Consider the following 11082-nt stretch of genomic DNA (forward strand, 5'->3'; position numbering starts at 1 on the left):
CAATGGGATTCAGTGTCAAAATTACAGGGCTGGAACGTTTGCAGAAGAAATTAAGGCGACTTGGTGACAGCGTTTGGGATGATATAGCCAAAAAAGCCACCGGCAAAGGTGCAGCCATCATTCGGGATGAGGCAAGGGATAATGCCTACAAAGCGCCAAAACCTTATAAGGTTTACAACAAGGACGGTAAAGGAGGTAAAACCTGCACAGTAGTACAGCCCGGCCATGTGGGTCGCAGCGTGATTATGAAACGTATCCCGGCATCAGAGCGGCGGGGGCTGGCTTCCAAGCATATCGTCACTGTTTCCAACTCAAAAGAAATACCTAAAGGAGCAAGACAGATTGCCACCTTTGTAGAGTACGGCATTAACATGCCACAACCGCACCCATTTATGCGTCCAGCTTACGACAATAAGGGCGGAGAAGCCAAAAAGGAAGCTACTAAGGTATTGATGAAAGAGGTGAAAAAAGCATGGAAGAGGTAGCTATTTTTTACAGCCTCATAAAGGACTTATGCGGCGGGCGAGTTTATCCCGACATAATACCGGTGCAAAACAAGGCAACAGACCCCGCCATGTGGCCGGCTATACGTTACTTAGTTGTTTCCGGACGGGTGGAATCAACGAATTGCTACCAAAGTTTTAACCCGCGCGTGCAGATTGACATTTATGCACATACGCCGCAGGAACGTGCACAGTATGTGCAGCAGGTGATGGAGACTATACAACAAGAAAATGAAGAAATTGACTGCCTGCTGAAAACAGCGCCAGTCTATTCTTACGATATTGACAGGCAGAAATACCAAGCCACATTTGACTATATGATTATCTGACAATCATTTTTTTACCAGCCACGGTTATTCGTGGCTTTTTTTATGGAGTTTTGTTATGGCAAAAGCCCCAGTTCGGAACCGTCGCAGTACAAAGCGCGGTATGAGCTTTAAGAGCAGTACCTATTTTTATGATTTGCCGGACGTACCAACTAAGGAAATTAGCGCCTTAACCAACACTAAACCGGCTATTGCTACTTCAGTAGGGCACGGCCTGAAAACCGGCGATGTAGTTTGGTTGGAAAGTGAAGAAAACGGCGCGATTAATGGCTATTACCTTGTAGACGTGAGCAACGAGGATACCTTTGCTTTGATGATTCTGGATGGCGAAGATATAGGCACGATTACCGATGCGAAGTTTACCACTCCTAAGCGTTATAGCTTTTGTGATGCTACCAGCGTAAAGATATCCGCCTTTAAGACTAAGGAAATAAACGTAACCACCATCTGCGATGAAGACAGCGTGGTAGAACTGGAAACAGAACCGGGCACCATCAGCCTGTCCGGCTTGTGGGAACCAGATAAGGCTGTGCAGAGTTTTCTGGAGGATATGGCTGAAGAAAAGGAAACCATATTTTTCACTATGAAGCCGAAAGGCAGCAAGCGTATGCGTGGCTATCAGGTAAAAATTACCAGTTACGACTGGGACGGTAAAAGCGAAGACAAGTGGCAGTTTGCCATGGAACTAAAGATTAACGGCCGTGGCCGTAAACTTGATATGACAACCGGAGCAAAATAACATGACTAACACAACAAACACAAAAGAAGCCTTTGTCAATGCTGCCCGCCAGTATATGAGCAAGGCAGTAATCAGTGCCGTACCGGATATTGCCCCGTACGGTGGCCATCTGCATGTCAAGATGTTCAGTGTGCGTGAAATGACTGATTTCTTTCAGCGTTGCAGTGAATTTGAAAGCAGCTACGATGATGGTTTAAACAGCGTACGGGAAAAAGCGCTGATGATTGTCGACCAGAATGGTAAGCCCATGTTTTACCCGGATAGCCGTGAAGATTTGGAGTTTCTGGCTGAACTGCCCAGCAAAGTACTGGCGGCCGTACAGGATCATTTCTTCCTGATCAACGGGGACGAAGGACTAAAAAAGCAATCACAAGGCGCGAAAAGTTCATAATTGAGCTGTCTTTTCTGCTGCATATTCCGGCCAGTGAAATAGATAACTGGCCGGTAAACGAGCTTAACCGTTATCTGAATTACTATAACCGCTTTGGTTTTCCGCAATGGCGTATTGAGCAGTATCTGGCCTATAACACCCTAGTCACAGCACGGGCGGCAGGCAATGATGAGATTCAATTACAAGACCTGTTATTGCCAGATATAGCGGATGGTGAAACGGTGAACCAAACCGATGCAGATTCGGGCAACCACGAAGACAATATAGATGAGATTGACGCGTTTCTGGATACGTTTGACTAACACAGCGGCTAAGTGCCGCTGTTTTTTATAGGGCGTTGGTATGGGATGTGATTGTAATCAAGAAGTACAGGCGCAGCGCGACAGCAGCAGTAACTATGAGCGCAAAAAGGCCATCTGTGCCACCTGCACGGAAATTAACCGCTGGGTATCAGGAACACCGCCTGGAGCACCGATACACATGTTTGACCGGTGTTCCAAGTGTGGTTGTTTTATCAAACCCAAAGCGAAAATTTGGGGGTTACAGTGCCCATTAGATAAATGGTGATGATAAAGGTATAGATATGTCTGAAGATTTAACCATAGGTTTTGGACTTGATGCGCGCGGGTTTATTTCCGGCGTGCGCAGCACCGAAGAGCAGGCAAAAAAAGCCGCACAGGCATTAACACGTGCCTATCAGTCCTCTGCACGCAGCGTTAATGGCCTGTCGGATGCACTAATTGCCACCAGAGCCCAAACTTTGTTAAATCTGGGCGTCACCATGGAACAGGTGAATGCTTTCAAACAGACCGCGGTTTCAGTACGTGCATACAAGGAAGAATTAAAAAAGGTTGGTAATGAATATGAAAACGACTCAGCACGCCTGAACGCCTATCTGATTAAATTCGGCAAACAAAATGAACTCTTATCGCTGGCGGCAATCAGGACACGGGAATTAAAAGCGGAAGAAGCAGCCCTTGCCGCTCAAAGAAGAGTGCTGCCGGCAGCAGAGGCGACCAAACCGACAGCACCAGTAAAGCCAAAGCAGGAAACCTTGGTTGCAGATAAAAGCGGGGTTATTGATGTAAGAAGCCTGACTGAATTTAATACCAAACTTGATACTGCTGCCGTCAAGGTAAGAAACCTGACCGTGGCCATGCTGGGTATTGGCAGTGTTAAGCAAATATCAGCAATGTCCGATGAGTGGACAACCGTCAACAACCGCTTAAAGCTGGTGATTGATTCTACCGCCGAACTGGCACAGGTGCGCAGCCAGTTAATAGCCAGTGCCAACAAAACCGGCCAGGCATTAGGCACCGTGGCAGAGCTGTATAACAAACTGGCCATGTCGCAGAACCAGACCGGAATCAGTGGCAGCAAGCTGCTGAAACTAACCGATACCATCAATAAATCCATGTTAATCGGCGGGGGCTCGGCCGAATCACAGGCGGCGGCACTGGTGCAGTTGTCACAGGCGTTCGTTTCCGGCACATTACGTGGGCAAGAATTAAATTCCGTACTGGAACAGGCGCCCGGGCTGGCGATGGTCATTGCTAAAGGCATGGGGGTAACAGTAGGACAATTACGTTCACTGGCTGCTGCCGGTAAACTGACATCTGAAGTAATAGCCAATGCCATCCTGAAACAGGCACCTGAAGTTGATGCGCGGTTTGCCAAGATGAATAAGACTATTGGTCAAGCCAGCACCAGCCTTAAAAACAAAGTGATGTCTTTTGTTGGAGCACTGGATGAAACCACAGGAGCCAGCCGGAAAGCCGGTGCAGTACTGGAATGGTTAGGTAATCATCTGGGGCTGGTTGCTGCTGCCGTTGGTACTGTGGCGGCTGTCTATACCGGTAAATATGCCGCATCTATTGCGGCGGTGATTATCCGCAAATATGCTGAAATTGCCGCATCGGAAAAATCCACCGCGGCCATGCTGAAAGAGGCGGCGGCCGCTAAATTGCTGGCGACAGCCAAAGCGGGCAGTGCAGCCAGTGGTACAGCCAGTGCGGCAGGTATGGCTGGAGCAGCAGGAGCCCGCGCAATCGGCAATGTTGCCGGTGGCTGGGTTGGTTTGGTTGCCAGTTTGGCCACGGCAGTATTTACATATTACGAAATCAGTAAAGCTACCGATGTGGCCACCAGCTCCCTCCGGACACAAATAGGAACCATAGAAGAGCTAAAAGAAAAATACGCCGCCGCGGATGCAACAGAAAAAACGCATCTGAAAAATGAGGTGGAAAAAAACTATCACGAGGCTATTGAGCAAAAAAACAAACTAGCCGACGGGCTGGTTAGGGAATCAGTAGACGTTAAGAACGGCCTGTTTAGTAAAGGAGATGTAACAGATTGGCAATTGCTTGCAGCAACGCCTGAAATTAAGAAGATAGAGGAAGCTTTAAAAAGCGGTAAATTAGCAGCAGAACAGGCAGGCAAAGCTGTAATTACACTTCTGCATTTAAAGCCCGATTCCAAATCCGCCAAGGCTATTGAAGAGCGTCTCTACAAGTTTGAACAGTTTCGCAGGCAGGCTGTTGACTTGGCTAAAGAAGCGAATGCCTACGGCCTTAACATACCCATTGAGGAAACAGCGGCGGATAAAGAACGCGCTGCGGCCAAGGCTGTGGAGGCTGTAAATCAAGCCTTTAAAGATTTAATAACTTCGCAAGAACAGAGCAATGAGCTGCTAAAAAAGCAACGGGAGTTAATGGCTGGCGGCATGTCGGAAAAGGTTGCCGCGGAGGTAGCCAAAGCGAGTACCGGTACGTTAAAGGGTAAAGATGGGCAGTTAAAAGAATATACTCAGTATTTATCAGCTAACGAAAGCCTGCAAAAGCAGATCGACAACATTAAATCGGTATCTGATACCCTGCGGTCCCTAGGTGAAAGTGCTGATGCAGCTAAAGCAGAGCTACAAGGTGGTAAAGAGGGTTTAGCCCTGTTTCAGCTATCCACCAAAAACGCCACCAGCGCGCAGCTTGAACAAGCCAAGCAATACATGGCACAAAGCAAGCTGTACAGGGAGCAGTTACAGAACCAGCAGACCCTGAAAGACATGGTGCAGCAGGCACAGGAAGCAAAGGCGGAATTAATCGGCGGTAAAAACGGACTGATTGCATTCCAGATGGGGTTAAGAAACGCCACTGCTGAACAGATACGGCAGGCGCAGGCGGTCAACGCCTTAACTGAGCAAATACAGCGACAAAAATCTGTTTTATCTACATTAGAGAGCTTAAAAGAACAGGTTGAGACGCTGGGCATGGATTCCATCCAGCGCCAGCTATACAGTATGCGCAAGGATGGAGCAACACCGGAGCAGTTACGTTATGCCGAGGCGATGCTCAGGCAGATTAAATCATTCGATGAGGCGCAAAAAGATACCAAAGCGGCAGCAAGGGATTTAGCTGATGCAGCCGCAGAGTTAAAAGGCGGTAGTGAAATAAAAGATGAGCAAAAGCCGCTTAGTATCTTCAGCAAAGAGTATCGCGCCAGGGAAGAAGCCTACTGGAAGCAGAAGCGGCAGGAAGAATCACAGGTAGGTGGTGCCTCCTACTTCACCGGAGCCAAGCCTGCCGCATCCGAACTGCCACGAACAGCCTCCATACCAATGCCGCCATCGGGATTTGGTTCAGGCAAAGATACCGGCAAGGGTATCGATGACATGGTCAAGGTAACCGAAGTAATCAAGGTAGATATAACCAATGGTGATAAAAACGTGACATTCAAAGCACTTTTTGATGCACCCAACGGTGCCAATGAATTCGTGCAGATATGGAAAAACGCATTGCACAGCGTTGCTAACGATTTGAGATAACACCGGCCGGATGGCCGGTTTTTTTATGAGGTTTTAAACATGCCTTTTATTTTGTACACAGATGCACAAATGACCATGGAAGCGGTAAGCCCCTATCAACTGAACTTTAACGGCGCAGGTAAAAACGACTTTCAACTATTTTTTGGCAGTCCACACCCAAACGAAACCCTGAAACCAAAAACCGACCAGCAGATTATGCTGGTGCCGGCCAGCCGCCTGAAAAAATGGGAGCCAAACCGCGTGTATAGTTTTGGCAATATCGTAGAACCGGTTGTCTCTAATGGCTACATGTATCAGTGTCTGGATAACGCCCAGACCGGAAACAACGAACCTGCATGGGGAAGAGAGCGCGGCAGCAAATGCAGTTCGGGCAGCACAATATTTATAAATTTAGGGGAAAAATTCCAGCCGGCCAACGTCCAGCTATCCCTGACACAGGCCGGACTAGAAACAGCCGGCGCAGGGGTCGCGCTAGAACTAGGGACGCAGTTACAGGGAGGCAGAGCCATCCCGATTTTTATCCGCGTAACCAATCCGAGCAACAGCGTGCGCAGTGACCGCTCCGACCCGTGCATCAGCATTATGCTGAATGCCACCATCACCGAAACAACCGCCTAAACAGGAAGTACCATGCTTGGCACGTCACCACTCAACACAACCCTGCTAGCCACCGATACCGGCGAGGCAGTACAGGCAGAAACCAATCGCAGCACCGAATTAATCCGCATTGGTTGCACTGTACGAGCCATAGTAGAACAAAGTGGGGATTTAATCGCCATTACCTGTAATGTTTACCAGAGAACAGAAAGCGGGGGAGATTTACTGCACATCGCGCAGGTGGCCAATCCAGTATGTGACAGAGAATTATTGCAGGTTAGTCAACATGCATTTAATCCGGCACCAAACCGCTTTATGCGCGCCAGATTTGCAAAAGGCTTTGATGGTGAGAAATACGCTATCAGGATATTTGTGGCTGGTGTTGAGCTGTGCAATGTAGTGCGCACCTGTGAAGTGCATTTTGCCGAGGGAGAATCCGCCAAGGCCAGCCTGTACCTGCGGGAGCCGTGCGGCGCGATTGACTTATACCGGTACTATAACCGGCAGATAGATATTTACGCGCAGACAGATAAATACCTGTACCAAGTATTTTCCGGCATCATTGATATGCCCAAAATAGACTATTCAGACCGTCTGCGCGTACTCAACGCCACTAAAGACCGCAGCAAATCGGTTGAGGAACTGAATATCGACACTATACACAGCATTGGTTACTGGTCATCTTCAATTTTTGGCGAAGAGGAGGGTTACGAAACCAAAAACGCACAACTGACCGACCGTTTAAGCACCATACCTGCTTCATTTGATTTTGACGCACAGGGGCAGGCGCACATAACCTCGTGGCTCCCCAGACAGCGCGCTGACTGGACACTGGGTAACTGTGACGTATACGCGGCTAACATGTCCTTAGAGATGGGGAGCGCCGTTTCCATTGTCAATCGTGTTGAGATTGAATTGCATCACCAGTTCGACCGCCTGATACATCGCGAAATCAGCTTTAATTACCGCTATCTTAACTTTATGAGCGATTACGACTATATCGTCAGAGTTGCCGCAGAGGGTCCCGCGCCAAAGCTGGCGGAAGTACAGGGCGCAGCCAATGGCGGCGGGTGGACAACCGGAGAATGGTGGGTTAAAGGCACACCGCAGCCGGGCGTTTACAACGGCATCAGGTGGAAAGCTGCGGAGTACAAATATGATTACGAGCCAACCGGTGAAAAGGATGAAAACGGTCACGACATCGTCAATGTAGTACAGATACCGATTGGCAGCGACAGCAACTTATATGCACTGGCGGCATCATGGAAAGCAATGCGCCGCTGGAAACAGGCAATTGACGAAAAATACACCATTGTTTTACAGAACCCAGAATCAATCACCATACACGGCGAGAAAAAGGAAAAGGTTACCTACAGCATCAAACACGAAAGTGACGACGATAAGGTGGCCAGAAACTGGGGGAGTGAAAAGCATTACAAAAGGCCAAAAGGGGTAAAGCAGTTAAATGGCGACTATACAACCAATATCGACAACGTTATCCCCGGAGAATTCATTAACGGCTGTCGGGTTGCTATGCAGATAGGCTATACCAGAATGCTGGAAAGCCACCGGCAGAACAGCATAGAGATGGATTGCAAGTTTTTACCGTTTGCCTGCCTGACTCATACCGTGCATGTAGCAACAGAACGCTTTGATGCAAACGTCAAAATATCGGCATACAGCCATAGCTGGGATTTCACCAGCAAGCGCGGCAAAACCACCTTAACCGGTAAATTCTTCATGAATCCGGTCAGCGGCGAGCAGGCATTCAGCAAAGTAGAGCCGCCAACCAAACGGCCGCAATTACACTGCAACACATTTCAGCAGGATTTCATATTAAATGATTATGTCGTACCTTATGGCGTTGAAGTAATTGAACAAGACCCCAATGCGGATAAAGATGAGGACGAAAAAGAAGAAGAGGAAGAAAAGGACAAAGGTAATTCCATCACTATTGGCAAGCCAAAATTCAAACTCTATGAATGTAATGGCTATGTAAGAAAAGAAACCGGTTACACCTTTAAAGGCACCAAAATGAAGCGCGGCATAGCATTCAGAGTAGAAACTCCAGACATAGAAGAAGAGAGCACAGACACACTGGATGTCGATGTTGCAGCGCAGGTGTTTAATCTGGCCATACCACACAATGAGCCATTTCCGCAGTTAACCTGTCATAAAAAATGAGTGTTAAACATGAGTCTTGAAGAAGATTTCCGCAAACTGTTTGGTAAACGCCGCCCGGGCTACGAGCGCACCCCAAACCGTCCCCGCCTGCTTGGCAGCGCCGGCATGACCAAAATACCTTACGGCGGCGACAAGCCAAAAGATAACGTATGTCTGGATACGTACGCCCTATTGCACTTTAACGACAAAGGCCAGCCCTCAATTTCCAGTGCACGCGCAATTGAGGGCTTATTCGAAGTAGAAACCGGCCGGCAGGTGCGCGTATTTCTCGACCCCAGTGCAGTAATTTGTGAGGATAGCGATGTAAAACGTTTCAGTGATTACATATGGTACAAGCTACAGCTTAAAAACAACCATGAAGCTGTCTTGATGGGTACAGGGCTCCCAGGGGATCTAAATTTTGATCCAGTAGTATGGTGGGTGGTGCTGGATGTGTTAGATATACGGCATACATCTGGGGATGTTATGCAAATTAACCCCAAACGGATAGGCGTCGATACACTTAAGGATGTGGTTTATAAAATACTGAAAACAAAACCATTAAATGCCAAAGCATTTTTTACAACCATACCGATAAAAGAAGACCTGCTAACAGCGGACCGTGATGAGTACAAAAAAGCAGTTAAACAGATTTTTGATTTCGTATGTACCTATGTCAACGAAAGCAGTAAATACAATCGTTACACATGGCTGGCTTTATACGCTGCATATCAGCAAACAAACAGCCTGGTAGTTGAAGATAGGAATTTTACTAAACTGAAGAATCTGGTTTACGCTGCCGAAAAATACGCCGGCAAACAAATTCCCAAAGATGGAGAAATGGTTTATACATGGAAAACACCGACAAAACCGTTTATATACGCTTCCGTTGAGAATTGGTCATTAGAGGCAAAAAAGGCTTACTGGGGCTTGCCTGCGGATAACTTCAAATTGTACGAATCCCGTTGGAAATTTGCCGATGATTTAGTGTGCGGTGCCAGCCTGATTAAAGATTATGCACTGCAAAACGCAGGTGTGGCCGCCGATGAGGAACTGGATACAGGCAATGTCGCCAATATGAAATATGGTGACCACTTCATACACTCATTTGACTATGAGGAAACCGGTGCTAAACAGTACTTTAATCAGGATGTAACCTTTTATTATCGGAACAAATACGATGAAGATGGAAACGAAAGAGGCGAAGATAAAAATATACCTTTCGTAACGTTATCCGACAAAGGCGTGACCCGATTATGGAGCGTCGACATCTTTCCGGACAGCGCCATTATTGACCTGAGATTTGACCCTAAAACAAGCACCTTTATACCGTCCCATCCCCTAAGCACAGACCTAATCCCAGATGAGCTAAACGGTTTAAGCGGATTAAGCCTGAAGGATGAAAACGAAAACCTCTACAGCATCGCCTTAACCGACGGCGGTTTTTTATTGCATAGCGCAGCAGCAGGTAGAACGTGGAAAATTGAACACGGAGATTATGGCCTGCCTGATAAAAAATAAGGTAGCAAAATGAGATACTATAAAAACAACTTTAGTACCAGTCTGCTTGAAGAACTGGCAGTAAATAAAAAAGATACCAAACTAATCCTTGATGAAAAATCCACAGAATTACTTTTACAGAGCATACCGAAGAGCCGTGGCCAGCATTACATGCGGCTGACGCTGCAAAGTGCCGATGCGGCTGAATACGAACTGATAGATGTCTATAACCGGTATGGGGAAGACCTGATAATCTGCCGTGCTGGCATGGAAGAGACGCCGCCAGCCTCATGGCCGGCAGGGACGCGCATTTTATGCGCACCTACAGCGCAGAGCTTTCATAACAGCCAAATAACCTATATCAACGACAGATTCGAGATTGCTAACAGGAATACCCTGATTATAGACGCACGTAACGGTAAGACACAGATATTACTACCAATAGATGATGTGGACGGTGAAACAAAGGAATGGTACCCCGTCGTTTTCACACATATGCATGATGGCGATGAAATGTTACTGGAATTAAGAGGCATTGACAGCGCAGACCAATTGCCCGCTTTTATAAACGCAACGCTATTGAAAGGCTGAAAGATGGGTATGTTATTAAAAGTTTATAAGCATAACGGCTGGTGTTATGTCCGGTCACTGGGCAACATCTCACCCCATCCGGTTGCATCTTTTCCTTTTGGGCGTGCCCAGTACCAGAATAGTACAGCATGGCAAGACAAAATTACCGGCCGCTATGTCATGCCAACAAATACAGAAATGAGAGAGACATTTAACCCAATACATGGCAGCGATGAGGGCTTATTAGTGAATAGCTATAAAACAGCTACAAACAAGCCAGGCAGCCTCGCACGAACCAGTTCTCAAGAATCAATTCTGTATGGGAATGCGCTGACTATCCGCATCAAGCCGGGGCAATTTGCCGGCTTCCCATTGATTTTATGCGTGCTGTACGGTGAGAAAGGAGACAATGGTAACGATGAATTGCTGATTGTGGCCGTACAGGATTTACAGATTGTCACATACTATCGTAAGCG

The 11082-nt window shown here is 47.3% G+C and carries 10 protein-coding genes; all 10 read left to right on the plus strand.

Annotated elements, in window-relative coordinates; translation table 11 throughout:
* Positions 1-2: 2 nt before the first annotated feature.
* Complete coding sequence (locus tag BHC51_RS02870; protein WP_100153263.1) at positions 3-485, plus strand: HK97-gp10 family putative phage morphogenesis protein; 483 nt, start codon at positions 3-5, stop codon at positions 483-485.
* Positions 473-832, plus strand: coding sequence for a DUF3168 domain-containing protein (locus tag BHC51_RS02875; RefSeq protein ID WP_100123185.1), 360 nt, complete (start codon positions 473-475; stop codon positions 830-832). Before BHC51_RS02870 ends, BHC51_RS02875 begins: the two co-directional genes overlap by 13 nt.
* A gap of 55 nt (positions 833-887) precedes the next feature.
* Positions 888-1568, plus strand: a complete 681-nt coding sequence (locus BHC51_RS02880; protein WP_100115319.1) for a phage tail tube protein — start codon at positions 888-890, stop codon at positions 1566-1568.
* Between the two features lies 1 nt (position 1569).
* Positions 1570-1959, plus strand: a complete 390-nt coding sequence (locus tag BHC51_RS02885; RefSeq protein ID WP_100100118.1) for a hypothetical protein — start codon at positions 1570-1572, stop codon at positions 1957-1959.
* Positions 1960-2542: 583 nt separating this feature from the next.
* Positions 2543-5776 (plus strand): tape measure protein, encoded by a 3234-nt coding sequence (locus BHC51_RS02895; RefSeq protein WP_100153265.1) that lies wholly within the window; start codon positions 2543-2545, stop codon positions 5774-5776.
* A 39-nt stretch (positions 5777-5815) separates the two neighbouring features.
* On the plus strand, positions 5816-6394 hold the full coding sequence (locus BHC51_RS02900) for a hypothetical protein (RefSeq protein ID WP_100153266.1): 579 nt from the start codon (positions 5816-5818) through the stop codon (positions 6392-6394).
* A 12-nt stretch (positions 6395-6406) separates the two neighbouring features.
* Complete coding sequence (locus tag BHC51_RS02905) at positions 6407-8557, plus strand: hypothetical protein (RefSeq protein ID WP_100153267.1); 2151 nt, start codon at positions 6407-6409, stop codon at positions 8555-8557.
* Between the two features lie 9 nt (positions 8558-8566).
* Positions 8567-10057, plus strand: coding sequence for a hypothetical protein (locus tag BHC51_RS02910; protein ID WP_100153268.1), 1491 nt, complete (start codon positions 8567-8569; stop codon positions 10055-10057).
* 9 nt (positions 10058-10066) lie between these two features.
* Positions 10067-10627, plus strand: coding sequence for a hypothetical protein (locus BHC51_RS02915; RefSeq protein ID WP_100153269.1), 561 nt, complete (start codon positions 10067-10069; stop codon positions 10625-10627).
* Between the two features lie 3 nt (positions 10628-10630).
* A partial coding sequence (locus tag BHC51_RS02920) for a hypothetical protein (protein WP_143558743.1) occupies positions 10631-11082 on the plus strand: 452 nt, incomplete at its 3' end.

The sequence above is a fragment of the Snodgrassella alvi genome (genome assembly GCF_002777745.1).
GTDB classification, from domain to species: domain Bacteria; phylum Pseudomonadota; class Gammaproteobacteria; order Burkholderiales; family Neisseriaceae; genus Snodgrassella; species Snodgrassella alvi_D.

Bases quoted from the DNA above. Each gene is read 5' to 3' on its own strand.
- BHC51_RS02895 (WP_100153265.1), top strand. From the start codon at position 2,543: ATGTCTGAAGATTTAACCATAGGTTTTGGACTTGATGCGCGCGGGTTT.
- BHC51_RS02870 (WP_100153263.1), top strand. From the start codon at position 3: ATGGGATTCAGTGTCAAAATTACAGGGCTGGAACGTTTGCAGAAGAAA.
- BHC51_RS02900 (WP_100153266.1), top strand. From the start codon at position 5,816: ATGCCTTTTATTTTGTACACAGATGCACAAATGACCATGGAAGCGGTA.
- BHC51_RS02885 (WP_100100118.1), top strand. From the start codon at position 1,570: ATGACTAACACAACAAACACAAAAGAAGCCTTTGTCAATGCTGCCCGC.
- BHC51_RS02915 (WP_100153269.1), top strand. From the start codon at position 10,067: ATGAGATACTATAAAAACAACTTTAGTACCAGTCTGCTTGAAGAACTG.
- BHC51_RS02910 (WP_100153268.1), top strand. From the start codon at position 8,567: ATGAGTCTTGAAGAAGATTTCCGCAAACTGTTTGGTAAACGCCGCCCG.
- BHC51_RS02880 (WP_100115319.1), top strand. From the start codon at position 888: ATGGCAAAAGCCCCAGTTCGGAACCGTCGCAGTACAAAGCGCGGTATG.
- BHC51_RS02905 (WP_100153267.1), top strand. From the start codon at position 6,407: ATGCTTGGCACGTCACCACTCAACACAACCCTGCTAGCCACCGATACC.
- BHC51_RS02875 (WP_100123185.1), top strand. From the start codon at position 473: ATGGAAGAGGTAGCTATTTTTTACAGCCTCATAAAGGACTTATGCGGC.